The organism is Archangium gephyra (assembly GCF_042230915.1).
GTDB lineage: Bacteria > Myxococcota > Myxococcia > Myxococcales > Myxococcaceae > Archangium > Archangium gephyra_B.
In genome coordinates this window covers 3,715,421-3,740,025 of the sequence record NZ_CP102578.1, presented here as the reverse complement: position 1 = coordinate 3,740,025, position 24,605 = coordinate 3,715,421, and the positions used below count along the sequence as shown (strand labels likewise).

The following is a 24,605-nucleotide window of genomic DNA, read 5'->3' as shown; positions in this document are numbered from 1 at the left end:
TGAACACGCTTCATTCGGTGGTCGCACGCCGTGACAGCTCTCCATGCCCCTGCCGGTGAGCACCATCTGGTGAGGAACACTCTGACCGGCGAGGTGAATTGACTCCGCCAACATCAGAAGCTCACACTCTCCAGAGAAGCCACTCAAGGGGGACGGCATGAACAAGAAGCAGATTCTCCTGCGGTTGCTCCTGGCTGCTGGAGTTGCCGGAATGATCGCCGGTGGAGTGGCCGCGGCCATGCCAGCTGAATGCTGGCGGTGTGAGGCATGTGGCTGTGCCAATGATGGTGGCGCCCTCATGTGCTGCACCGTGTGCTAGCAGGCGACACTTGGACTTGAAGCACGTACGGCACAAGATCTTCCTGCTGTTCGCGGCGCTCCTGGTCGCCGCATGCGGCATGCTCCTGTCGAGCGTGGCCCAGCACAGCGTCCCAGCCGAGACCGGCGTGGACACGCCCGAATCCGCGAGCACTTCCCTTCCGTCCGCACAGCCCGCGTCCATGACGCGCTCCGTTTTCAACCCGGAGCCCGCGTCCACTTCGGCCACCTCGCTCTCGACAAGCACCAGACCGTCAGCGCATGTCCCCGGGGGTACCTCGTCCACGGCCTCGGCAGAACCCGTGAGCCGTCTGCCCACCACCCTCACGACCCTCATGAGCCTGCCCCTGGACTCCCAGGAGCTCATGCCGGATGGGCTTCCCGCCTCCGCCATCCGGTGCACGCAAGATGGGGGCGTCTACACCTGCGGGAGCTGCCGCACCGATGGCGACTGCGCCCCGGGAAGGGCCTGCCTCCCGAATCGCGAAACGCGCCGCTTCGAGTGCTTGGATGCGGAATGCGAGGAGGATGTGCACTGCTTCCCCGGCTTCGTCTGCCGCACCCTCGGCGGCGCAGGGGCCAACGTGTCCCCCATCCGCCGCTGCGTGCCCGAAGGCCAGCGGCAACAGGGAGAGCCGTGTGATTCCTCGCCCCTCTCATCCCAGGGCACCTGCCGGGAAGGGTTGAGATGCGTGCTGGGCGTTTGTGGCACCCCCTGCCGTCCAGATGACCCCGGAAGCTGCCCCGCGGACCAGCTCTGTGAAGAGGGATTCGATGGCCCGGCCTGCGTCGCCGATTGCCGCAGGCGCGGCTGTCCCGGAGAGCAGCGCTGCAAACAGCTCGAGGGCTCGCAGTATCAGTGTCTCCGCGTCGACCATGGGAGCTGCCCCGAGACGTCCTGCCCCGAGGGCTTCCACTGCAACAGGCTGATTGGCCGGAGCCGAGGCGTCTTCTGGTGTGGCCGCATCTGTGACCCCTCCCTCGCCGGTAGCTGCCCAGAGGGTGAGGTATGCGGAACGCTGCGCGGACGCTCCACCTGCTACCGCCAGTGCGACGCGTCGGACCCCGGCTCCTGTGGCGAAGGGTGGACGTGTGCCTCCGGCGCGAAGGACCTGAGCTTCTTTGGCTGCATGCCGGACTTCGCGCCCTGAGCATCACTCCCCTGTGCGCATAGGCAGAATGGGGGCCTTCCTTCCCATGCCCCCCTCCCCTCCTATATTCGTGAGCCTCCAAGAGGAGCACTTCGCCTTCGAGGGGTAGGTTGGCACGCGCCAGGAAAGAGCCGTCTCCGATGCGGTACGGGCTCGTCGCGGCAGGTGCCTTGCTCCTGCTGCTGGCGCTGCTCCTGGCCCTCGTGCCCGGCGGCACGGAGGAGCAAAGGGCCTCCGCGAAGACGCGGGCCGCCGGTACGGGCCCGGACTCCTCCGCGCCGGCCCCGGCGGCCCCTGAGAGCGCCGCGCTGCGCGGGTGGGTCCAGGATGCCCGGGGCCAGCCCGTGGCCGCCCGGGTGCTCGCCTTCGAGGCCGGGCCCGCCCTGACGCGGGAGGGCCTGGAGCAACACGTGGCCGAGCAAGCCCTGGAGGCGCCCGCGCGGGCCACCGCCACCACGGGCCCTGACGGAGCCTTCCTGCTGCGGGTCCCCGAGGGCCGCTACCACCTGCTGGCCGAGGTGGACGGACGCCCCGCCGCGCTCGCCCTGGAGGTGGAGGCGGGCGCTTCCGAGGTGTCCCTGGTGGTGACGGACGGTGAGCGCCTCACGGGCCAGGTGGTGGACGTGGCGGGTGGCGTGGCCCGGGCCCACCTCACAGTGGTGAGCCTGGCGCCCCTGCGGCGCCTGCGGGAGGTGGTGAGCGACGAGACGGGCGCCTTCGTGGTGGAGGGGCTGCTCCCCCAGGCGCGCCATGGCGTCTGGGCTCGCGCGGCGGGCCATGGCTCGCGGGTGGTGCTCGTGGACGCGTCCCGGCACGCCACCGTGATGCTGCCCTGTGCGCTGCGCGTGGAGGGCCGGGTGCTCGAGCGTGGCGTCGCGGCGCCAGGGGCCCGGGTCAGGCCGCGCGGGGGAGGGCCGGAGGCCCGGGCCGACGCCGCGGGCCGCTTCGTGCTGGAGGGGCTCGACTGCAGCGGGCGCACCGAGCTGCTCGCCGAGAGCGCCACGGGCGTGGGCGAGCGGGCCCTCGAGCCACTGAGCGAGGACACCTCGGGGTTTGACATCTCCCTGGAGACGGCGGGCGGGCTCCGCGTCCGGGTGGTGGAGGCGCGCTCGGGCCGGCTGCTCGAGGGCGCGAGCGTCCAGTCTCCGGCCGCACCGGAGGCCGTCTGGCGCGAGGAGGACGTGGGACGCTTCCGGGCCGCGCCGCTGATGCCGGGCCCCCTGGGCCTCATCGTCCGGGCACCGGGCCATGGGGCCGTGCAGCGGGTCCTCGAGGTGCGCCCGGGCCCCGAGGTGGAAGTCGAGCTCGGGCTGCCGCCGGAGAGCGTGCTCGCGGGCCGGATCCTGGGACCCGAGGGGCTGGGGATGCCGGGCGCGCGGCTCCACCTCCTGGGGCCAGGGCTGAGCGGAGGCGAGGCGGTGCTCACGGGCGCGGAGGGACGCTTCGAGGTGCGGGGGCTCGCGGAGGACACGTATGAGCTGCGCGTCGAGCGCCCGGGGTACCTGCCCGTGACGCGAGAGCTCCGGCTGCCGCGGACCGAGCCGCTGGAGCTCTCCCTGGAGCCGGCGGCGGCGGTGGCCGTGAAGGTGCTCGGCGCGCGCGGGGAGCCCGTGGGGGAGGCGGCCGTGTCCCTCTCCCGGGTGGGCGGGGAGACGGTGCGGGAGGAAGGCACGGACGCCCGGGGTGGTGTCCACTTCGGGGGGCTCGTTCCGGGCCGCTACCTCGCGAAGGCGCGTGCCCCGGGTTACCTCGCGTCCGAGCCCGTCCCGGTGGAGGCGTGGGACGAGGAGGCCGTGCCCGTCCCGCTGGTGCTGCGAGAGGGCCTCACGCTGTCCGGCCGCGTCCGGGATGCGCGGGGCGGGCCCGTGGCCGAGGCGGACGTGGTCCTCATGGGGAACGCAACGAGCGGGGGCCGCACCCGCACGGATGGCCAGGGCCGCTTCACCCTGCCGGGCCTCGTGCCGGGGCGCGTCCGGCTCCTGGTGGAGAAGTTCGGCCACCCGATGCGGGAGGTGGAGGTGGAGGTGCCCACGTCCAACCTGGAGCTGAGGCTGGAGAGCCCCCGTCTCGAGTGAGTCCCCATCGAGGAGCTCCTCCCGGGGAAACCCCGGGAGGAGCCGTCCTCAGTTCTGCAGCTGCGAGCGCTTCAGGGTCTTCGTGGTGACGGTGACACCCGCTCCCGTGATGCTCGAGCGCTGCTCGGGGTTCTGGATGACCTTGATCGTGACGGTGGGGTCCGCCAGCGTCGTGTTGAACTCCATGATGCCGAAGCTGTACTCGGCGGGCGTGCTGGGCGAACCGATTCCGGAGGAGATCAGCTCATACAGGGGGTAGCCCCCCGCGGGGGTCCGATCGGTGATCAGACTCCGGTGGATGTCACCCGTCACGAAGAGCACGCCTCCAATCTTGTTGGCGGCGATGAAATCGAAGAGCCCCTGCTTCTGGGTGCCCCAGCATTCGTTGCCCAGGGTGGAGCCATTCACGATCACCTTGAAGGTGGCGTTGGAGGCCTGCAGCTCGCTCTTGAGCCAGCTGAACTGCGTGGCGCCGTACATCTTCGGCGAATACCCCGAGGGCATGGACCTGGGGCAGTCGCGGCCCCAGCGGTCATCCATCATGAAGAACTCCACGCGGCCCCAGTTGAACGAGTGGTAGATGCCGTCGCCGGCGAACGGGGGGTGGGGATAGAGGGCCGCGTACGCCTCGCGGGCCACGTCCTTCTGGGCGAAGGTGCCATCCTCGTCGTTGGGGCCATAGTCGTGGTCATCCCAGATGGCGAAAGAGGGGAAGGCGCGGAAGACGTTGGTGAACTGCGGCACGGCGCGCTGCTGGAAGTACTTGAACCAGTAGTGGTCCTTCGAGGGGGGATTCTCCGACGTGTACATGTTGTCCCCCACGAGCAGCTGGATGTTGGGCTCTCCCGTGTTGAGCTGCTCGTGCATGATGTCCCACGAGGGCTGACTGGGCGCATTCGCGCCGTTCATGCAGGAGGCGACGCCGACCTTGAAGCGCGCCGCCCCATCCGGCTCGGTCCTGAAATAGAAGCCACCGCGCTCGCCCGTGAAGCCCGAGGCGAAGATTCCATAGTGGTACCGGGTGTTGGGCTTCAGTCCCTCGAGGGCGCCCTTCCAGGAGCGGAAGCCACCTCCGGTGCCCGAATCCGTCATCTGCACCGTGACCACCCAGCAGGTCTCGCAGGCGGTCTCCTCCCGGGCGCGCAGGGTCAGCGTCTCACCGGCGGCGTCCCCGAAGGACTCCGAGGTGCCCACCCAGATGCTGGCGCCGGTCGTCCAGGCACGGCCCACGAAGGGGACACGCACCAGGGGCGAGGCGTAGGCCTGCGCGGCACTGGGAACCACGAGACCGATGGCCACGAACAGCCCCAGCAACGCACCAGGGACGGAACTCCTTGTCATTGTCTTCTCCTCGTCGAAGGGAGGTATTCTCCCACAGTAAGGAGAGGGCCGTTCTCGCCTGCCATCCCAAAAAAAAGGAAAGCCCTGTACAACAAGGGGATGGCTCAGTCGCGATCGGGCGCACCGAGCGGGAATAAGGAGCGATAGGGCCGCGCCTCGTCCACCGCACGCGCGAACGAGGGCCGTGCCAGCAGGCGCTGGCGATACGCGCGCACGTGAGTGAACCGCGCTCCAATCTCATGCGTCCAGTCCGCGTAGAACAGGAACGGTGCGGCGGCACAGTCCGCCAGGCTGAAGTCCCCGCCCGCCGCCCACTCCCGCTTCGCCATCACCCCGTCCAGCCACCCATACGCCTTCTCGAGCATCGCCCGCGCCTCCTCCACGCCCTGGGCATCGCGCTTCCCCTCGGGGCGCAACCGGTCGAAGACGAACTTCTGCTGCGGCGTCGCCACGTAGTTGTCGAAGAAGCGGTCCATCATCCGCACCTCCAGCGCCGCCCGCGCATCCCCCGGAATCAGCCGCACCGGTCCCGGATGATGAAGCTGCAGGTACTCGATGATGATGCTCGCCTCCATGACCGTGCGCCCCCCGTCCACCAGGATAGGGAAGCGCTTGAGCGGCCAGCGCTCCTCCAGTTCGGCCATCACCCCCGGCGCGTCGAGCTTGCGGTATTCGAAGGGCGTGGCGTTCTCGTAGAGCGCGATCAACACCTTCTGGCAGTACGACGAGAATGGATGCGCGTAGAGCGTCGGGGTCATCGAGAAGTCCTTGGCAGGGGCCGCTGGACGGCCTTGTAGACAACCCACGCCCCCCACGCCATCCCTTCTCACCGTGCTCCCATGAGAAAGACCTACGGCAGCTTCTGCACAATCAACGTCCCGGCACCCAGGTTCGGCGTCAAGAGCAGGCCCTTGTCAGCGTCGACGAAGATATCGGCCACACCGCGGAAGCCAAGGCCATCGACGACCACGGTCGCGTTGCCGCCTTTGGAGTCTGTCCTGTAGACGCGGCCCTCTTCGAACACGCCAAGATAGAGATTTCCGCTCTTGTCCTCACCGATGCCGTCGACGCCGCGAGGCACAGCGAACGTCCGCTGCTGGTTGTCCGCAAGCTCGGTCAAATCGCCACCGAAGTAATCGGCGATGAGGATTTTTCCGCTCTTGCTCGCGAAGACGCCGTTGAAGATGCGGTTGTCTGTCGAGGCATCGAGCAGCGTGGTCACGGTGCCATCGGCGACATTGACGCGAAACACCCGCGCGGTCTGTGGCATCGCCTGCGCTTCGGCGCTGTTGACTGGGAGCAAGGTGTTGGTGCTTCCCGCCGGGCGCATCTGGCTCGAAGGTCCCATCTCGGTGACGAGCAAGCTCTTGCCCCCGGGCTCGACCGAGAGGTCGTTGAGGTTGCTCACCGAGAAGGGGAATCGGGTGCTGTCAGCGACGACGCGCTTGTTTCCGTCCTTGTCCACTGCCCAGATGCGGTCCAGGTCGGTAACGACGAGCTCGGTACCAGTGAAGTCGAGGCCGCGCGGTTCCTTCATGCCGCTGGCGAAGACGCTGACGTCGCCATTTTCATTGATGAGCTTGATGGTACCGTCTTCCGCCGAGGCCACGTTCGTTTCTTGAATCGAGACGAAGTAGCGTCCATCGAAGCCACGGCACACGCTCTCAACGCGAGTGCCCACGGTGTACGTGCCTTCTGGCGGGGCGCGCGAGGGTTCCTCTTCCTGTGCCTTATCGCACGCGGCGAATCCCAATGCTGCCACTGCGAACACTGTGATGAGCGGCCGGTTTCTTTTCATGCCGCGAACGATATTCGGCCCTGGCCGCCCTGCTTGAGCAGCACCCACCGGCGGCCCTCGCCTCTGTCATCCGCGAGATTGATTCGCCGGGGATTCGGACCAGATATCCACTCGGCGGACAGTGCGCGAATGGGCGCTCTGATCTCCACGAGCACGAGGTCGCACGGCACGCCGAGTGCGTCGAGCTCGTTCGCGACCCGGGCTCGCGAAGCGGCATCCACAGCCTTGGCCACATCGAAGAAGCCGGGCGAAGGTAGTGCGCTACTTTCCAGCGACGGAGGAGAGAGATGATCCGCACCTTGAATGTGACGGCCACGAAGTCCGTCCGCGCTCAGGGATGTCCCCGGGGTTGCATCGAGGACGTGCATCCCCTAGCTTGTGATCGTCCTGCGTTCTCGCAGCCGGTCTCGCCAGCCGGTCCCAACTCGGCGTTCGGATTGCACGTCCTTCCCACATTGGTGTGGTCCTCGCGCGAGAGCATCCGCGCGCAGTTGGTGTCCGTCCTTCACGCGCTTCCCGCCGAAGACTGGGGCTCGCGCTTCAACGCGCTCCAGTTGCTCGCCATCTTCGGCGGCCCGGAGCAACTCCTGCTCTTCCGCGAGATACTCCTCGATGTTCGCGAGCACGATGCCGTGCGGTCTCGCGCGCTCGAGGCCGGGCTGCGGCACGGTCTCTCCCTCCCCGCCGAGGCGCTCTCCGGACTCCTCCAGGAGACCCTCGCGGAGTGGCGAAAGCACGCTCAGCGCACGTTCGAGGTTCTCTACACCACGGACTTCACCCGCCTCGCGCGCCTGGCCCGAACGCCGGAGGCACTCTCGGCCGTCGAAGCCGCCCTGCTCCAGGTGTCGTCCCATCAACGGGCGGATCTCCTAGAGGAGGAGTCCCGCGAATGGCTGCCCCCCACCCTGGTGGACTGGCTCCACGCACGCTGGTGTCAGGAAGACCAGCAGGCCCTCGTGCGGAGTCACGAAGAGCTTCAACACCACAGTGAGCAGAAGGCCCTCACCTCGGAGAAGCCGTATCACTGGGAGTTCCTCGCCGAGTGCGCCAAGGGGTTCACCCTGGCGCACAATGGGCTTCGCGCCAACCTCGCGGTGGCGGCCAGCACCTGGGAGCGCCCGGAGTCCTGGGCGTTCCTCGCCGGGTGCGCACGGGAGCTGACCCCGGCACAACTGGGACTCTGCCTGGAGCATGGCCTTCCCCGGAAGGAACTGGCGCGGCTGCTGGCACCCCACCCCGAGGCACTGCACCGCGCGGCCGAGGAGTTGCTGTTGCCCCTGTCCGAGCTCCCGGCCTGGTTCGGCCGGGACGAGCTGCTGCGCCGCCTGCACCACATCATGCGCACGACGAGCCTCGCCCGCCGCCTCCCGGAAGGGATCATGAAGGAGCCGGAGAGCTTCCCCGATGCCGTGGAGTTGCTCGGTGAATGGCCCGAGGCCCGCCCGCTCCTGCTTCGGCTCCTGTGCGACTTCGACGTGCACGTGAGGGTCCGGCGCCCGCTGCTCCTGAAGCTCTTCGAGACGGAGCGGGCAGTCGCCATCCGCTGGGCCCTGGCCGCCATGGCATGGCCGGACAACACCCCGCTCGTCCGCGGTGTCCTCCGCTGGGCGGCTGAGTCGCCCGAGCCCACCACCGATCGTCCCCTTTTCCTGGCCGCGTTGCGTGGCACGGACAGCATGGCGCAATGCTTCGCCCTCGAAGGGCTGCTCGGCCTGGGCGAATCGGGCGCGGGATGGTGCGACCGGCTCGGAGCACTGCTGCGGGACCCCAATGCCATGGTGCGGCTGCGCGCGGCGGCGGGCCTCGTGCGTCAGGGCAGGCCCGAGGCCCTGCGGCTGCTCCAGGACACCGCGCGGACGGCTCCCGAGCCCTGGCTGCGCGCCGAGGCCCTGCGCTGGTTGGGTGAGGTCGACGCGGAGGCCAGCCGCCCCCTGCTGGAGCAGGGGCTCTTCGATCAGGGCCGGTATCGGGAGGACCTACCGTTGACCGCGGATGAGGCGGTCCTGGCACTCTCACGGCTCGGCACGCCCGAAGCCCTCTCCGCGTTGCTCAACGCGCACCTGCGGAACGCCCCCGCCTCCGGCATCCACGCGCACCTGAAGTACCACCTGGCGCGTCAGGAGGCACATGACGTCGAGGAAGCTCCCCTTCCCACGGGCCGCGACTACGTGCCCGAGTTCATCCTGAGGTCTCGCCCAGTGAGGGGACGTTGACCGGAAGTGCCGGGAGACGAGGACAGCTGAGTGACATGGCGGAGATGGGTGAAGGCTGGGAGCGCCTTGGAGCGCCTCCGGTCTTCCTGGATGGAACCGGTGCGCCCAGCACCCCGGCCGCGCCCGCCAGGGGGTCTAGCGCGTGAGCGTCAGCGGCGGGAGGTACTCGCCAAGACGCGTGCGTACCCACCAAGCACCCGTCTCGCGCCGTTCGAAGCTCGCGTTCATGAGCTGTGATTGCGAGAGGAGGTTGCGCGCGGGCCGGTAGGAGAGCACGACGATGAGCGCCGTGACCGCGAGGACCACCCCATCGTGCCAGGCGAGCGCCATCGTGCTGGCGCGCTCGAGCGGCAGGACGCGCGCGAGCGCGGCATCGTCGAACGCGGAGGCGGCGAGAATGATGGTCACGAAGTTGAGCCAGGAGAAATTGCCGCTCAAGACGAGCCACGATTGTGTGACCACCATGAAGAGCCCCGCGAAGGTGGCGATCGGCTGCGGCAGGAAGAGCAGGAGCGGTGCGACGAGCTGGGCGAAGTGGCTCCCGAGCACCTCGAGCCGGTGCAGCGGCCTGGGCAGGTGGTGGAAGTACCACGAGAGGGGGTTCGGCATCGGCTGCGTCTCGTGGTGGTAGTAGAGGCAGGTGAGGTCGCGCCAGCAGGGGTCACCGCGCATCTTGATGAGCCCGGCACCGAACTCGACGCGGAAGAGGAGCCAGCGAAAGAGCCAGATGAGCGGCGCGGGCACGGCGCTCGTGGCCGGTCCCAGGAATGCGGCGAGGAAGCCGACCTCGAGGAGGAGCGTCTCCCAGCCGAAGGCGTAGAAGGTCTGCCCGACATTGACGATGGAGAGGTAGAGCGCCCAGAGCACGAGCCAGATGAGCATCGTGAGGGGCGCCGGCCACGCGTCGGGAAGCCCGAGGACGATCACGAGCGAGAGGAGGATGCCGGCGAGCGCGACACCGGCGAGCAGGCGGTCGGAGTAGCGGGGGTGGAAGAGGCTTGGCGCGTCGCGGAAACGCACCGCGGCGACGTACCGCGGGACCGGGAGGAGGCCGCGCTCGCCCAGGAGCGGGGGGAACTGCTTCAGCGCGACAAGGAAGGTGCGGTGCTCGTCAATGGGGCGCTCGCGCTGCGCGACGGCGAGCGAGGGCCGCACCGTGCGGGACATCCCCTGCGGGTCACAGCGGTCTGACGCGATGTGTCTTGAGCCGCCGGCACTCCGCGGCTCAACGTGCCGGTTTTACTGGCGGTTCGGTGGCGGGCCCCACCAGGACGCAACTCGGGGACGCGTCCGCCGATAATTCCCTCGAGGACACAGAGGCTCCGGCGGAAGTACCCGGGGTGCGTGGTGGGCCATCCCCACCGTACGAGGACGGTCATGAGCGCGAATCGCATCGGTGGTGGAACTCCTTCCGCGCAGCGGACCCTGCCTCGTGCACAGCCGCAGGCCGAGACCGCCAGGCCGGCGAACACCCCTCCCCGGCAGGACCGCGAGGCCCAGCAGCTTCGCAACCGGCTCGCCACGGATGGTTTCGACGCCCAGCCGCGCCGCCGTGCCGCGAGCGTGGACCTGGAAGGCGTGGGCCGCCCCAGGGCCTCAATCGCTCCGGCTCCGGGCGGGCCGCAGGTCTCCACCGACACGTCCGGGCGGACGGTGGTGGACCTGGGGGCGGGCAACCATGAGGCCACGGTCTCCCGCACCACGGATGGCGGCCTGAAGGTCACCTCCGACGGCCGCAGCGTCACCCTGACGGCGGAGCAGGCGCGCAACGTCACCATCCGCGGCGGTAACGGCAACGACCGCATCGCCGTGGATGCCGACGTGACGGCGGACCTTCGCATCGAGGGCGGCAACGGCAACGACACGCTCATTGGCGGCGGCGGCCGGAACACCCTGGTGGGTGGCGAGGGGGATGACTACCTGCAGGGCGGAGCGGGAAGCGACAGCCTCGAGGGCGGTGCGGGCCGGGACGTCCTGTACGGCCTGGGCGGCGCGGACTCGATGCTGGGCGGCGAGGACCGGGACTACCTGGATGGGGGCGCGGGCAACGACACCGTCTCCGGCGAGGGGGGCAACGACCAGGTCATGGGCGGCCGGGGTGATGACACGCTGGCCGGTGGCGCCGGGGATGACGCGGTCGCCGCGGGCGAGGGCAAGGATCAGGTCAACGGAGGCGACGGCAACGACGCCCTCTACACGCAGAGCGACGACACCGTCTCCGGCACCCAGGCGCAGCGGGCGGGCGACTCCGTGAAGACGGTGGACCTGAGCACCCGCAACGACGCGGGCCAGGTTCCCGGCAGCTCCATCACCATCGAGGGCGATGCCGCCTTCCAGGAGCGCGTGCAGGCCGATCTCGACGTCATGCGCTCCACCCCGGAGGGCCGGGCGATGCTCCTGGCGCTCGACAACAGCGGCCACACCACCACCATCCGCCAGGCGGCGCCGGGCGCTGGCAACTCCGCCAACTCCACGGACCGCGCCAACGTGTGGCTGCAGGCGGATGGCACCCCCGGGAGCGGCGGAGACGCGATCATCGATTACAACCTCGAGCGCATCTCGCTCGGCGGTGAGGACTGGCAGAACCGCCCGCCCCTCGTCGGCCTCTTCCACGAGATGGTGCACGCCTACAACTACGTCACCGGCACGCTGGCCCCGGGGACGACGGACGGAGTGAACAACCGCGAGCAGGCGGCGGTGGGGCTGCCGTACGACCACGACGCCGATCCGAGCACGCCGGCTCAGCACCCCGGCCACACGAATGAGAACCGGCTGCGCGAGGAGCTGGGCCTGCCTTCCCGGCCCAGGTACTGAGCCCCGCGTCCCGCCGCCCGCTGACGCATCCATCCCGGGGAGGACGACACGTTGAGACCTCCGGCACGAGCCGTGGCGTGTATCCTCTCCTGCATCCTCGTCGCACTCGGGGCCTGTGCACGGAGCCGGCCCGCCACGACGCACGAGGAAGGGAAGAAGCCCATGGCGGAGTTCCAGGATTCGAGCGGTCTGCTGCGCGTGACCGGGCTGCGCTTCACGCAGGACGCGCTCGTGGTGAGCTATTCGCTGCACCGGGAGGCCGGGGCCCCCGTGTGGGTGGTGGATCAGCTCTTCAGCACCAGCCGCGCGGGCTACTCCCACCTGGAGCCCGGGCGCGCCTACGTGGAGGCCAGCGAGGGCGTGCTCGTCCTGACGCGGGCGCTGGTGAAGGTGCCGGACGACGTGGAAGTGGAGGCGCCGGAGGTGCCCTGCGTGCGGAAGCTGTCACCCGGGGAGCCGCTCACGGGGGAGATTCGCGTGCCCCTGCCGCCCCGGGAGGACCTGCCGTACCACGAGGGACGCCCGCTGGAGCTGTCCTCGCTGCACGCGGTGAAGCTGCGGCTCGGCTACCTGCCGGACGTGCCGGAGCTGGGCCTCCACGAGACGAAGGACGATGAGGGCCGCCCGTGCCGCTACCCGGGCTATGGGCCCGCCATCACCCGGCAGCAATGGGTAGAGGTGGGGCCGCTCCCTCTCCCGGAGCGGCCCACCCGCTGAGACCGGCCCATCAGCCCACGCGCCCCTGGGGAGAGGCGCCGAGACGTTGCCGGACCTCGCAGGCGTGCTCGCCCAGCCCGTTGTCCCTCAGCCGGTCCGCCGCCCACGACACCGCCGCCGGCCACGAGGCCACGATGGAGTGCGGCACGACCGAGGGCTTGACGCGGTGGACGACGGTCCGGGCGACCAGCGCCAGGGTCGGAGAGTTGATGAGCCCGACGATCCCCATCGACCACTGGCGCATCGGCACCTCCTGCTCTCGCAGGAAGGTCCACTGTTGCTCGCGCTGCTCGGCGGTGAGCGATTGGAGCTGGCGGAAGTCCACCAGGGTGACGTGCCGTTCCCTTCGCCTCAGATAGGCCAGGGTGCGCTCGAACAGCTCCGCCTGTTGCGCATTCGTGATCACGCGCGGGAACGTCACCCGCAGCAGCGGCCACAGCGAATCGTCCACGAGAATAGGAGTCGGCGAACCCATGCGGAGGAAGTCAAGAGCCTCCCCTTCGTTCTACCATGCCGGCCCCGCTCGAGCATCCGCTCCTGAGCCCGCTCCCCACGGATTCCGCCCATGAGCTCCCCCCCTCTGCCGGACACGCGGACGATCCTGGCGAACCTCAACGACTGGTACTCGCGGCTCCCCGTCCAGCGAGCCGAGCCGCTCACCGGGCCCACGCGCGAGGCCGACGCGCTCCTGCATGGCCGCAGGCACTACGAGGACGAGACGTTGTTCCTCTACGGCTACACCGTGGGCACGCGCGAGCACTGCTTCTTCTACGACACGCCGTGGGACGAGCGGACCCGCGTGCCACGCCCCGGCGCCCTGGAGTGGTACGACGGGCTCGACATGCCCCGCCCCTTCCGGGTGCGCTACAGCGTCTCCCTGCCCGACCGGCACGAGATCCTCGATCCACGTCTCGGGGAGATGATGAAGCGCCCCCTGCACCGGGTGGGGACGCGCCCCGCCGTCGCACACCCGCTCACCGCGAGCGCGAAGGAGGTGCTCGACCAGATCGACCGCTGGGACGAGCGGTTGGGGTTGCTGCGGCGCGGCCAATACCTCACGCCCATGAACGCACGGGAGGTGTCGGGCTGGCTGCCGGCCCGGGCCCGATTCGGGGACGTGGTGGGGACGGGAGACGCCTCGTATGTGTCGTATGAATTCGAGGCGGGTCCGGCCCGGTATGTGTTCGCGGTGAAGCTCACCCACCCGTTCTCGCGGATGACGCCGAATGCGCATGCGCCCCAGACGTCACGGGCGGAACGCCGGGCCCATCTCCAGGAGATCCGCGGGAAGGAGCAGGGCCTGAGATCGCTCGCGGGGGCGCGGGATGTAGACGTGCGGTTCAATCCCGAGGATCCGGGGCGGCACGCGCTCGCGCTTCCCTCCCAGCCGGGCGGGCCGCTCCTCACGGTCGACTCGTACATGACGACCTACCAACTCGAGCCCCTCGCGTTTCCGCGGAGCGACGCGCGTTAGCTCGATTCATCAAGCGCTGCGCCAGCCCTCGAAGGCCGTCAGGACGGCGGCGAGCGTCATGACCCCACCGACGACACGAGCGACCGCGGCATTGGCGGAGGGATTGGACTCGAGCCAGCCGCGGGCCCGGCCGGCGGCCAGCGCGATCGAGCCATACACGGCGCCCTGGGTGAGCGCGATGATGGCGCCGAGCACGAGCGCCTGAAGCCAGATGGGCCCGTACTCCGGCCGCACGAACTGCGGGAACACGGCGAGCATGAAGAGATAGGCCTTCGGGTTGAGCAGGCAGGTCAGCACCCCGCGGCGGAAGGTGGCCGAGGCAGACCGCTTGTCCGTGAGTGGCTCCGCCGAAAACGCGGCTCCGCTCCGGAACAGCGAAATTCCGATCCACGCGACGTACAGGGCGCCGATCCACAGCAACACATTGAACGCGGACGGAAAGACCTTCAGCAACACGGCGACCCCTGTTGCACCGGCGGCCACGTGACAGGCGCCGCCAGCGATGATTCCCGCCACGGCGGAGAGGCCCGCCTTGCGGCCGCCCGTCAAGGCACTGGCGAGCACGAATGCCATGTCGAGCCCCGGAAGGACGACGACTCCGAATACCAGGACGAAGAAGAGCCAGAGATGCGCGGTCTGCTCCATAACGGCGACTCCCATGAGTGGAAAGGACTGGAGGACCGCTCCTCCATAGGAGGAATATAGGGCGGAATCAGCCCTCATTCGAACCGAGCTGCTCCCCATGTCCCGCCCCACGACGCGCGTGCTCACCGTCCTCGAGTTGCTCCAGACGCATGGGCGGATGAGCGGCTCGCAACTGGCGGAGCGGCTCGCGGTGGACCGCCGGACGGTGCGCCGCTACATCGCCATGCTGGAGGAGCTCGGCATCCCCATCACCGCCGAGCGCGGACGGGATGGCGCGTACATGCTGGTGGCCGGCTTCAAGTTGCCGCCGATGATGTTCACCGACGACGAGGCGTTGGCCTTGTCGGTGGGACTGCTCGCGGCGCGTGGGCTGGGGCTCGCGGAAGCGGCGCCCGCCGTCGCCAGTGCACAAGCCAAGCTCGAGCGGGTGATGCCGGCCACCTTGAAACGGCGCGTACGCGCGGTGGATGAGACGGTGACGCTCGACCTCTCGCACCCCACCACTCCCCGAGACAACGCCGCACTGGTCGCGCTGAGCACCGCGTCGCAGACCCAGCGGCGCGTGCGCCTGACCTATCGCGCATCCGAGCGCGAGCAGACCGAGCGCGACTTCGATCCCTATGGCCTCGCCTGGCGCGGTGGGCGTTGGTACGCCGTGGGCATGTGCCACCTGCGCAACGGATTGCGCTCGTTCCGCTTGGACCGCGTGCACTCCGTGCAACCGCTGGACGTGAGCTTCTCCCGCCCGGAGGGGTTCGACGCGCTCACCCACCTGACGCTCTCGGTCGCGACGCTGCCTCGCGAATTCGCCATCGAGGTGCTGCTGGAGACCGGCCTGGAGACGGCGCGGCGTCAGGTGTTTCCCGCGTTCGGCGTGCTCGAGAAGGTGGCCGGGGGCGTGATGCTGCGCGGCCAGACCGATGACCTCGGCTGGTTCGCGCGGGAGCTGGCGCGGCTGCCCTTCGCCTTCGAGATCAGACGGCCGGACGCCTTGCGCGAGGAGCTCGCGGCCTGCGCCCGGCGGCTGCTCCAGCAGACCCGGCGCTGACGGTGGAGTGGGACTGCCGTTCCGGATTGTGAAGAAGCCGAGGGCACACGCCTGCCTGGCCTGCCCTCCCAGGAGGGGGACGGCCCCTGGGAAGACGCTCAGGCCGAGCCTTCGTCGACGATGGCCTGGGTCGCGGCCTCCAGCCAGCGGCGGGTGGAGGCCACGCGCGCCCCCGCGAGCGGCTGGATGGGCAGCAACTTCCAACTGGTGAGGAAGCCGGACCAGAGGATGTTGAGCCGCGCCGCACGGCCCTCGCCGTCCGGGGGTCCCAGCCACCTGGCCAACGGCGCGATCACCTTCGTCTGGAGGAACTCGACGCTCGCCGCGTGCGCCTCGGGGTCGGCCGCCGAGAGGATCATCATCAGCAGCGGGCCCGATGAGTCCGGCTCGTCGAAGAAGACTCCCACCATGTCCACTCCGAAGCGGCGCCGATCTCCGTGCAGCATCGGGGTGATGTCGATCTCCTCCAACACCGCCCGGAACAGCCCCTGCTTCGAGCCGAAGTAGCGGCCGACGAGCGAGGAGTTCACCCCGGCGAGCTCCGCCACCTCGCGCACGCCGGTGTTGGCGAAGCCTCGCGTGGAGAACAGGGTTCGGGCGGCGGTGAGGATCGCCGCACGCGTGCGATCGGCATCGCGCTGGCGCGTCGCTCTCTTGGGCTCGGAAGGGCCGGACATGTACACGGCTGTTTACTTACGACAGCGATTGCGCTATGTCCAGCGATGTACACAGCCGTGTACATAAGTCGCGATTGTCGGGTCGAAAGGATGAGCTGCAATGAGTGGAACGAAGACGGGTGAGGCCGCTTTTTCTCCGGAAGCGCTGAGGGCGAAGTACCGGCTCGAGCGCGAGAAGCGGCTGCGTTCCGACGGCAACGCCCAGTACCGCGACCTGAGCGGCCTCTACGCGGACTTCGACAAGGACCCCTACGTCGAGCCCGGCTTCACCCGTGCGGCGCTGACCGAGAAGCTCGACGTGCTGGTGGTCGGCGGTGGCTTTGGCGGCATGTTGGCGGCGGTGCGGCTGCGCCAGGCCGGCGTGCACTCCTTCCGCATCATCGAGAAGGGCGGCGACTTCGGCGGCACCTGGTACTGGAACCGCTATCCGGGCGCGGCCTGCGATGTGGAGTCCTATATCTACATGCCGCTGCTCGAGGAGACCGGCTACATCCCGACGGAGAAGTACGCCAAGGCACCGGAGATCTTCGCCCACTGCCAGCAGATCGGCCGGCAGTTCGACCTCTACAAGGCGGCGCTGTTCCAGACCCAGGTCGAGCAGATGGACTGGGACGAGAGCGCCCAGCGCTGGAGCGTCACCACCACCCGGGGCGACAAGCTCGCGGCGCGGTTCGTGGTCATCGCCGGTGGCATCATGCACAAGGCGAAGCTGCCCGGCATCCCGGGCATCGAGACCTTCAAGGGCCACAGCTTCCACACGAGCCGGTGGGACTATGCCTATACCGGCGGCGGCCCCACGAGCCGCATGACCCGGCTGGCCGACAAGCGGGTGGGCATCATCGGCACGGGCGCGACCGCGGTCCAGGCGATCCCCCACCTCGGTGCTACGGCCAGGCAGTTGTACGTCTTCCAGCGCACGCCCTCGGGCGTCGGGGTGCGGGCCAACCAGCCCACCGACGAGGCCTGGGTGAAGACGCTCAAGCCCGGCTGGCAGGAGGAGCGCATCCGCAACTTCACCGCGCTCGTCTCCGGTCTCCCGGCGGAGGCCGACCTGGTGCGGGACGGGTGGACCTATCTCTTCGACAGTACCGAGAGCCGCCGCGCCGAGAGCCCCGAGAAGGCGGTCGAGCTCCACCAGCTGGCCAACTTCCGCAAGATGGAGGAGGTCCGCGCGCGGGTGGCCGCCATCGTCAAGGATCCGGGGACGGCCGAGGCGCTCAAGCCCTACTACGATCCGCTGTGCAAGCGGCCCTGCTTCCACGACGAATACCTGGACACGTTCAACCGCCCCAACGTCCAACTCGTGGATACCGACGGCAAGGGCGTGGAGCGGATCACTCCCACCGGCGTGGTGGTGAATGGCAAGGAATACGAGGTCGATTGCCTCGTCTACGCCTCGGGCTTCGAGGTCACGGGCGACTACACCCGCAAGCTGGGCTTCGACATTCGCGGGCGAGGCGGCAAGTCCTTGCGTGACGCCTGGGCGGACGGCCCCTCGACGCTCCACGGCATGACCAGCCGCGGCTATCCCAACCTCCTGATGATCAGCCTCATCCAGAGCAGCTGGGCGATCAACTTCGTCCACATCCTCGGCGAGCAGGCGCAGCACGCCGCCTACCTCATCGACCAGTGCCTGAAGCGGGGCGTCGAGACGCTCGAACCGACGGAGCAGGCGCAGGCGCAGTGGTGGGGGACGATCATGAGCAGCCTCCAGAAGGGCCACGTCTTCGGCGGTGCCGAATGCACGCCCGGCTACATCAACAACGAGGGCCTCCAGCCTCCCCTGAGCGTGATTCGCAGCGCCGGGTACGCGGGCGGCACGCTCGAGTTCATCGACATCCTGCGGAACTGGCGCAAGTCCGGCGAGCTCGAGGGCCTGGAGCTCACGCACTCCGCGGCCCCCCGCGCCACCGGCACGGCGTGAGCGCCTGAGCCCCACCCGGAGATCCCCATGCATCGATTCCTTTCCAAGACCCTGGCGGCCGGGCTGCTGATGGTGAGCGGCCAGGCCCTCTCCGCCCCTCCACCCGTCTACCGCCAGGAGGTGGTGGTGGCCGGCTCTCCCTTCCAAGGCGTCCACGGGCTGGCCCTCGATGGCAAGGGGCACCTGCTGGCCAGCAATCTGCTCGGCCAGTCGGTCCACTCCATCGACCTGGCCAGCGGTGCGGTGAGCACCCTGGTGGGGCCTCCGCTGGGCGGCGCGGATGATGTGACCCTGGGCCCGGATGGCTCCGTCTACTGGACCGGTTTCTTCTCCGGCCGGTTGATGCGGCGCACTCCGGATGGAAAGACGCACGTCCTCGCCAAGGATCTGCCGGGCCTCAACTCGCTGGCCTTCCGCCGCGACGGCAGGCTCTACGTCACCCAGCTCGGCCGGGGTGAGGATGCGCTGTCGGAAGTGGATCCGAGCGGGCGCAAACCGCCTCGGCGGATCCTCTCCGGGCTCGGCCTCCTCAATGGCTTCGAGTTCGGCACGGACGACAAGCTGTACGGCCCGCTCCTGATGACGGGGCGGATTGTCCGGGTGGACGTGGACACGGGGAGCGTCGAGACCGTGGCGCAGGGCTTCGAGCTGCCGGTCGCCGTCAACTTCGACTCGCGCCGCGAGAACCTCTACGTGGTGGACACGATGCGGGGCGAGCTGGTCCGCGTCCGGGTGGCCACGGGAGACAAGGAGGTCGTCGCGAAGCTGCCCACCGGGCTCGACAACCTGACGGTCGGCCCCGACGACCAGGTGTACGTGTCCAACATGGTGGACAACGACATTCGCGTGGTGAATCCCGCGGATGGCGCCATCCGGCCGCTCGTCGAGGCGCGCTTGAGCGTGCCCTCGGGCCTCGCCGTCGCGCCGGATGATCCGGACGAGAGCCTGTACGTGGCGGATGTGTATGCCCTTCGCCGGGTGGGCGGGCGTGATGGGAAGATCTCCCAGACGACGCGTGTGCTCTCCTCCCGGATGACCTTCCCGATGCACGTGAGTCTGGGCGCGAAGCACGTGGTGCTGAGCAGTGCCTACCTGGGGCAAGTGCAGGTCCGGGATCGAACCTCCGGAGAGGAGCTGCGGACGATTTCCAACACGAATGGCGTCCAGGGCGCGCTCGAGCTCCCCGATGGCACGCTGCTCGTCGCCGAGGCCACCACGGGCAAGCTCGTGCGGGTGGATGCCGCCGAGCCCGCGGGGACCACGGTGCTGACCGAGGGCCTGGAGGGGCCGGTGGGGCTCGTGGCCGACACGGAGGCGGAGGAGCCGGGGGTGTACGTCACGGAGGTGCGCTCGGGGCGGGTGACCCGGGTGCGCCTGTCGGATGGAGCGCGGCGCACGGTGGCCAAGGGCCTGAAGGCCCCGGAGGGCATCGCCCGGCATCCGGACGGGGGATTGATCGTCGCCGAGGTGGGCCGCAAGCGGCTGGTGCGCATCGACCCGGCCACGGGACGCTCCACCGTGATCGCGAGCGGCCTGCGCATCGGTCTGCCCGAGAGCGAGGGCCTGCCATCGGGGTACCTCCCCACCGGGGTCGCCGTGGGCGCCTCGGGGACCATCTATCTATCGTCCGATGTGGAGAGCGCCCTCTACCGGTTCGTCCCCGAAGCAGGGAAGGCACAGCCATGAAGGTCCAGAACAAGATCGTCGTCGTGACCGGCGGCGGAAGTGGCCTGGGCCGGGAGCTCGTCCTCGCGCTGCTGTCGAGCGGCGCGAGCGTCGCCGCTATGGACATCAACGCGGCTGGCCTCGAGGAGACCGTCGCGCTGGCGGGGATGAACCGGGGCAACCTGGCCACCTACGCCTTGAACATCACGGACCGGGCGGCGGTGGAGGCGCTCCCGGAGCAGGTCATCGCCCGCTTCGGGGCAGTCGACGGCATCATCAACAACGCGGGCGTGATTCAACCCTTCGTCAGGTTGAAGGACCTCGATTACGCGGCGATCGACCGGGTGATGAACGTCAACCTGTTCGGAACGCTCTACATGACCAAGGCGTTCCTGCCGCACCTGCTCGCACGCCCGGAGGCGCACATCACGAACATCTCCAGCATGGGAGGCTTCCTGCCCGTGCCGGGACAGACCATCTACGGGGCCTCCAAGGCGGCCGTGAAGCTCCTGACGGAAGGCCTGAGCTCGGAGCTGCTGGGGACGAACGTGCGGGTCACGGTGGTCCTCCCGGGAGCGATGGGCACGAACATCGCGGTGAACTCGGGGGTGATGGATACCCTGGAGGTGAAGGGTGGAGAGGCGCCGGTCAAGATGCTGGCCCCCGACAAGGCCGCGCGAATCATCATCGACGGCATCGAGAACAACCGCTTCCGAGTCCTGGTGGGAGCCGACGCCAGGCTCATGGACGCTGTCTACAGACTGAACCCCCAGCGCGCGGCGCGGTTCATCTACGATCAGATGAAAGCCCTGTTGCCGCAATAGGAGCGCCCCCATGCCCGATCCCAACACGCTGTCCCTGCCCGACAACGCCTCCCTGTTCACCCGCCTGCGCGTGGCGACCCAGTGCCTGCAGGTGCTCCAGCACGACCCGGCGAATCCCACCTGCGGCCAGCTGCTCAACATCTGCCTGGACGGCAAGGTCTACGCTTCGCTCGTCCAGCAGCTCCAGCGCAGCGAGGAGGGGCGCCGCATTCTTTCCGAGCGCCCTTCCCTTCAAGCCAGGGATCTGGATCTGGCCGCGCTCGAGCGCCTGCCCGAGGGAACACTCGGCCATGGGGTCGCGCGCTACTACCGCGACAACAAGATCTCGCCCTTCGACACGACGCTCGAGCTCAAGAACGACATCGACTACATCGGCAAGCGCTACCGCGAGACGCATGACTTGTTGCACGTGCTGACGGGCTACGGCACGGACGTGGTGGGCGAGATGGAATTGCAGGCGTACGCCCTGGGCAACCTGGGGATCCGGACCGCGGTGCTCATCCTGGCGTTCGGCACGCTCGGACACCTCAAGACGCCGCAGGCCGGCGTCGGGCGGTCCGAGTACCTGCGGCGGCTCTGGGCCGCGTACCGCCGGGGGCGCGCGTCCCAGCAGTTCCTCGGCTTCAGGTTCGAGAACTACTGGGAGACGCCCGTGGCCACGTTGAGCGAGCGGCTGTGCGCCTCCGCGGCGCAGCTGAACTGACGGAGTACATCGGAGGGAGCGGGTGCCACGCCCGCCTCCTCTCCAGGCATCGATTTAAGTCAATTGACTTTATCAGTCATCCGCCTTAACTCTTCTCACACGGGTTCGAGGACGGGCTCCCCCACCCCCCGGAGGTCACAATGAATGCCGACGCCAGCCAGCAGGTCCTGGAGCAGCCATTCCCCCAGGAGCGACCCCAAGACCCTGTCCTGACCCTGCCCGACAACGCCTCTCTGTTCACCCGCCTGCGCGTGGCGGTCCAGGCCCTGAAACGGATCCGGGGCGACGAGGGGAATCCCGTCTATGGCCAGCTGCTCGCCGCCTGCCTGGACGGTGAGGTCTACGCATCGCTCGTCCAGCGGGCCCAGGGCACCGAAGCGGGGCGCCGCATGCTGTCCAAGCGCCCTTCCCTTCAGGGCAAGGAAGTGGACCTGGACGCGCTGGAGCGCCTCCCCGACGGCACGCTGGGCCGCGAGTTCGCGCGCTACTTCCGCGACAACAAGATCTCCCCCTTCGAGACGACGCTCGAGCTGAAGAACGACGCCGACTACCTCGCCAAGCGCTACCGCGAGACGCATGACCTGATGCACCTGCTGACGGGCTACGGCACGGACGTGGTGGGCGAGATGGAGCTGCAGGCGTACGCCCTGGGCAACCTGGGGATCCGGATCGCGGTGCTCATCCTGCTGTTCGGCACGCTCGAACAACTCAGGGCGCCGCAAGCCGGCGTCAGGAGATCCGAGTACCTGCGGCGGGTGAAGGCCGCGTACCACCGGGGCCGTGAGGCTCCGCTGTTCCTCGACTTCTGGTTCGAGGACCACTGGGAGACGCCCGTGGCCACGTTGAGCGAGCGGCTGTGCGCCCCCGCGGCGCGGATGCACTGACGTGAGCACGGGCAAATCCGACCGGGGCAACGAGACACGGGAGTTGCTCCTCGTCACCGCGGAGCGGCTGTTCGCCGAGTATGGAGTGGAGGCGGTCTCCAACCGGCAGGTGAGCGAGGCGGCGGGCCAGTCGAACAACTTCGCGGTCGGCTACCACTTCGGCACCAAGGATGACCTCGTGGTGGCGATCGTGCGCTGCCACTCCGAGTCGGTCGAGCGGCGGCGAACGGACATGCTCGCGGAGATCACCAGCTCGCCCGACCTGCGCGACTGGGTGTCCTGCATCGTGCGGCCGCTGACCGAGCACCTCGCCTCGCTGGGCAGTCCCACCTGGTATGCGCGGTTCATCGCCCAGGTGACGACCCATCCCGCCTATCGAGAGCGCGTGGTCAACGAGGCGGTCTCCACCCGGTCGATGCAGCAGACCCTCGAAGGCATCTTGCGGCTGGCCCCACGTCTCCCCGAGGAGGTGCGGCAGGAGCGGAGCTACATGGGCCGGTTGATGATCGTGCACATGTGCGCCGAGCGGGAGCGCGCGCTGCACGAGGGCACTGCCCCACCCCGCTCGACGTGGGAGTCCACCGCGGCCGGACTGGTCGACGCACTCGTCGGAGTGTGGCTGGCCCCCGTCACCGCCCGGCGGTGAGCGCGTAGGCCTCCAGACGTTGGAAACAACCGAGAGGACTGTCGTGGCAATGGAAGAGCGCATCGTCATCGTGGGCGCCGGCCAGGCCGGTGGCGAGCTGGCCGCCGGCTTGCGAAAGCAGGGCTACAAGGGGCGCGTCCTCCTGCTGGGAGACGAGGCGCATCCACCCTACCAGCGGCCTCCCCTCTCGAAGGGATTCCTGCTGGGAAAGATGGCGCTGAGCGACCTCTATCTCAAACCACGGGAGACCTATGAGCGCTTCGACATCGAGCTGAAGACTGGCACACGTGTCGAGGCCATCGACCGCTCCACGCGGGAGGTCTCCCTGGGGGATGGGAGCCGGCTGGCCTACGACAAGCTCGTGCTGGCCACGGGAGGCCGCGCACGTCCCTTGAGTCTTCCCGGGCTGGAGGGGGCCCGGCTGGAGAACCTGTTCTCCGTGCGCTCCATCTCCGACGTGGAGGCGATGCGCGGGAGGTTCGTCCCCGGCAACCACCTGGTCATCATCGGTGGCGGCTACGTGGGGCTCGAGGCCGCGGCCGTGGCCGTGCAGCTCGGGCTGCGGGTGACGCTGCTGGAGGCGGCGCCTCGCCTGCTCTCCCGGGTGACGGGGCCGGAGGTGTCCTCGTTCATCGAGCAGCTTCATCGCCAGCAGGGCGTGGAGTTCCGGCTCTCGTGCCAGGTGCGGGGCCTGGAGCTCGACGAGGCGCGGCGCCAGGTGCGCGGGGTAAGCCTCACGTGTCACGGCGTGCCAGAGCGGCTCGAGGCCGACCTGGTGCTGGTGGGAATCGGCCTCCTCCCCAACACGGAGTTGGCCTCCGCTGCGGGCCTCGCCGTCGACAATGGCATCGTCGTGGACGCGTACGCCTGTACGGCCGATCCGGACATCCTCGCCATCGGGGACTGCGCGAATCAGCCCAGTGCCTACACGGGCGGACGCATCCGGCTCGAGTCCGTGCCCAATGCCATCGAGCATGCACGCGTCGCGGCCTCCACCCTGATGGGCAAGCGGGAGCCCTCCGCCGCCATTCCCTGGTTCTGGTCGGACCAGTACGGCTTGAAGCTGCAGATGGTGGGGCTCTCCACCGGCTACGAGCAGTGCGTCACGCGGGGCGCCGTCGAGGGCAAGGAGTTCTCGGCCTTCTACCTCAAGGACAGACGGGTCATCGCCGCGGATGTGATGGGCCGGCCCGCGGAGTTCATGGCCGCGAAGCGGCTGGTGGCGAGCCGGGCGCAGGTGGACGTCACCCTCCTGGGCGACCCGGCCGTCCCGCTCATCCGCCTCGCCGCTTGAAGACAGTCAACACCCGGAAGGAATCCAGGAGGAACCATGGCGAAGATCAAGTTCATCGAGGCGGATGGAAAGGAGCACCAGGTCGAGGCGAAGGAGGGACAGTCCGTCATGCAGGCGGCGATGGACAACCTCGTGCCAGGAATCGTCGCCGAGTGCGGAGGCTTCGCCAGCTGCGCGACCTGCCACGGCTACGTCGATGAGGCGTGGATGACGAAGCTCCCCCCGCCCGATGCGGCGGAAGCGGGGATGATCGAGTGCGCCTTCCACGTGCAGCCCAACAGCCGGCTGACGTGTCAGCTCAAGGTGACGCCCGCGCTGGAGGGGCTGGTGGTCCGGCTTCCCCTCTCGCAGACGAGCGAGTGAGGACCGGGCAGGTCCCCACACTTCTTCCTCC

General features: G+C 68.9%; 22 protein-coding genes. 14 read left to right on the top strand and 8 right to left on the bottom strand.

Going from position 1 to position 24,605, the window contains the following annotated elements:
* Window positions 1-1,609: 1,609 nt before the first annotated feature.
* The gene (locus tag NR798_RS15075; protein WP_375772162.1) at window positions 1,610-3,544 is read left to right on the top strand and encodes a carboxypeptidase regulatory-like domain-containing protein; all 1,935 of its coding nucleotides are present in this window, start codon (window positions 1,610-1,612) and stop codon (window positions 3,542-3,544) included.
* A gap of 48 nt (window positions 3,545-3,592) precedes the next feature.
* Here NR798_RS15075 and NR798_RS15070 read toward each other — a convergent pair whose 3' ends face one another.
* The 4 genes from NR798_RS15070 to NR798_RS15055 form a co-directional block, all read right to left on the bottom strand.
* On the bottom strand, window positions 3,593-4,885 hold the full coding sequence (locus NR798_RS15070; RefSeq protein WP_375772161.1) for an alkaline phosphatase D family protein: 1,293 nt from the start codon (window positions 4,883-4,885) through the stop codon (window positions 3,593-3,595).
* Window positions 4,886-4,989: 104 nt separating this feature from the next.
* Window positions 4,990-5,643: a glutathione S-transferase family protein gene (locus NR798_RS15065; RefSeq protein WP_375772160.1), complete on the bottom strand. Its 654-nt coding sequence runs from the start codon at window positions 5,641-5,643 to the stop codon at window positions 4,990-4,992.
* Window positions 5,644-5,735: 92 nt separating this feature from the next.
* Window positions 5,736-6,566, bottom strand: a complete 831-nt coding sequence (locus NR798_RS15060; RefSeq protein WP_375772159.1) for a hypothetical protein — start codon at window positions 6,564-6,566, stop codon at window positions 5,736-5,738.
* 113 nt (window positions 6,567-6,679) lie between these two features.
* Window positions 6,680-7,051 carry a hypothetical protein gene (locus NR798_RS15055; RefSeq protein WP_375772158.1) on the bottom strand — a complete coding sequence of 124 codons (372 nt, stop codon included), beginning with the start codon at window positions 7,049-7,051 and terminating at the stop codon, window positions 6,680-6,682.
* Window positions 7,052-7,120: 69 nt separating this feature from the next.
* On the opposite strand from NR798_RS15055, the gene NR798_RS15050 reads away from it, so the two are divergent.
* Window positions 7,121-8,896, top strand: a complete 1,776-nt coding sequence (locus NR798_RS15050) for a HEAT repeat domain-containing protein (protein ID WP_375772157.1) — start codon at window positions 7,121-7,123, stop codon at window positions 8,894-8,896.
* A gap of 135 nt (window positions 8,897-9,031) precedes the next feature.
* Here the strand turns inward: NR798_RS15050 and NR798_RS15045 are convergent, their stop codons facing one another.
* On the bottom strand, window positions 9,032-10,063 hold the full coding sequence (locus tag NR798_RS15045; RefSeq protein ID WP_375772156.1) for a lipase maturation factor family protein: 1,032 nt from the start codon (window positions 10,061-10,063) through the stop codon (window positions 9,032-9,034).
* A 210-nt stretch (window positions 10,064-10,273) separates the two neighbouring features.
* Here NR798_RS15045 and NR798_RS15040 point away from each other — a divergent pair, with 210 nt between their 5' ends.
* Both NR798_RS15040 and NR798_RS15035 read left to right on the top strand, forming a co-directional pair.
* Window positions 10,274-11,710, top strand: coding sequence for a M91 family zinc metallopeptidase (locus NR798_RS15040; protein ID WP_375772155.1), 1,437 nt, complete (start codon window positions 10,274-10,276; stop codon window positions 11,708-11,710).
* A gap of 162 nt (window positions 11,711-11,872) precedes the next feature.
* The gene (locus tag NR798_RS15035) at window positions 11,873-12,427 is read left to right on the top strand and encodes a hypothetical protein (protein ID WP_375772154.1); all 555 of its coding nucleotides are present in this window, start codon (window positions 11,873-11,875) and stop codon (window positions 12,425-12,427) included.
* A 10-nt stretch (window positions 12,428-12,437) separates the two neighbouring features.
* Here the strand turns inward: NR798_RS15035 and NR798_RS15030 are convergent, their stop codons facing one another.
* Window positions 12,438-12,878, bottom strand: a complete 441-nt coding sequence (locus NR798_RS15030; RefSeq protein ID WP_375772153.1) for a hypothetical protein — start codon at window positions 12,876-12,878, stop codon at window positions 12,438-12,440.
* Between the two features lie 114 nt (window positions 12,879-12,992).
* On the opposite strand from NR798_RS15030, the gene NR798_RS15025 reads away from it, so the two are divergent.
* Window positions 12,993-13,901, top strand: coding sequence for a hypothetical protein (locus NR798_RS15025; protein ID WP_375772152.1), 909 nt, complete (start codon window positions 12,993-12,995; stop codon window positions 13,899-13,901).
* Window positions 13,902-13,910: 9 nt separating this feature from the next.
* Here NR798_RS15025 and NR798_RS15020 read toward each other — a convergent pair whose 3' ends face one another.
* The gene (locus NR798_RS15020; RefSeq protein ID WP_375772151.1) at window positions 13,911-14,546 is read right to left on the bottom strand and encodes a LysE family translocator; all 636 of its coding nucleotides are present in this window, start codon (window positions 14,544-14,546) and stop codon (window positions 13,911-13,913) included.
* A gap of 97 nt (window positions 14,547-14,643) precedes the next feature.
* Here NR798_RS15020 and NR798_RS15015 point away from each other — a divergent pair, with 97 nt between their 5' ends.
* Entirely contained in the window at window positions 14,644-15,594 is a 951-nt protein-coding gene (locus tag NR798_RS15015; protein ID WP_375772150.1) for a helix-turn-helix transcriptional regulator, read from the top strand.
* A 98-nt stretch (window positions 15,595-15,692) separates the two neighbouring features.
* Here NR798_RS15015 and NR798_RS15010 read toward each other — a convergent pair whose 3' ends face one another.
* Window positions 15,693-16,271 carry a TetR/AcrR family transcriptional regulator gene (locus NR798_RS15010; protein ID WP_375772149.1) on the bottom strand — a complete coding sequence of 193 codons (579 nt, stop codon included), beginning with the start codon at window positions 16,269-16,271 and terminating at the stop codon, window positions 15,693-15,695.
* A 100-nt stretch (window positions 16,272-16,371) separates the two neighbouring features.
* On the opposite strand from NR798_RS15010, the gene NR798_RS15005 reads away from it, so the two are divergent.
* The 8 genes from NR798_RS15005 (at window position 16,372) to NR798_RS14970 (ending at window position 24,574) form a co-directional block, all read left to right on the top strand.
* Window positions 16,372-18,195 (top strand): flavin-containing monooxygenase, encoded by a 1,824-nt coding sequence (locus NR798_RS15005; RefSeq protein ID WP_375772148.1) that lies wholly within the window; start codon window positions 16,372-16,374, stop codon window positions 18,193-18,195.
* Window positions 18,196-18,222: 27 nt separating this feature from the next.
* Window positions 18,223-19,881, top strand: coding sequence for an SMP-30/gluconolactonase/LRE family protein (locus NR798_RS15000; protein WP_375772147.1), 1,659 nt, complete (start codon window positions 18,223-18,225; stop codon window positions 19,879-19,881).
* Window positions 19,878-20,684, top strand: a complete 807-nt coding sequence (locus NR798_RS14995; protein WP_375772146.1) for an SDR family NAD(P)-dependent oxidoreductase — start codon at window positions 19,878-19,880, stop codon at window positions 20,682-20,684. Before NR798_RS15000 ends, NR798_RS14995 begins: the two co-directional genes overlap by 4 nt.
* Before the next feature lie 10 nt (window positions 20,685-20,694).
* The gene (locus tag NR798_RS14990) at window positions 20,695-21,387 is read left to right on the top strand and encodes a Coq4 family protein (protein ID WP_375772145.1); all 693 of its coding nucleotides are present in this window, start codon (window positions 20,695-20,697) and stop codon (window positions 21,385-21,387) included.
* A gap of 140 nt (window positions 21,388-21,527) precedes the next feature.
* Entirely contained in the window at window positions 21,528-22,271 is a 744-nt protein-coding gene (locus NR798_RS14985; RefSeq protein ID WP_375772144.1) for a Coq4 family protein, read from the top strand.
* A gap of 1 nt (window position 22,272) precedes the next feature.
* Window positions 22,273-22,917 carry a TetR/AcrR family transcriptional regulator gene (locus tag NR798_RS14980; RefSeq protein WP_375772143.1) on the top strand — a complete coding sequence of 215 codons (645 nt, stop codon included), beginning with the start codon at window positions 22,273-22,275 and terminating at the stop codon, window positions 22,915-22,917.
* 49 nt (window positions 22,918-22,966) lie between these two features.
* A complete protein-coding gene (locus NR798_RS14975; protein WP_375773768.1) occupies window positions 22,967-24,211 on the top strand; it encodes an NAD(P)/FAD-dependent oxidoreductase in 1,245 nt (414 codons plus the stop codon).
* 36 nt (window positions 24,212-24,247) lie between these two features.
* Entirely contained in the window at window positions 24,248-24,574 is a 327-nt protein-coding gene (locus tag NR798_RS14970) for a 2Fe-2S iron-sulfur cluster-binding protein (RefSeq protein WP_375772142.1), read from the top strand.
* Window positions 24,575-24,605: the final 31 nt, after the last annotated feature.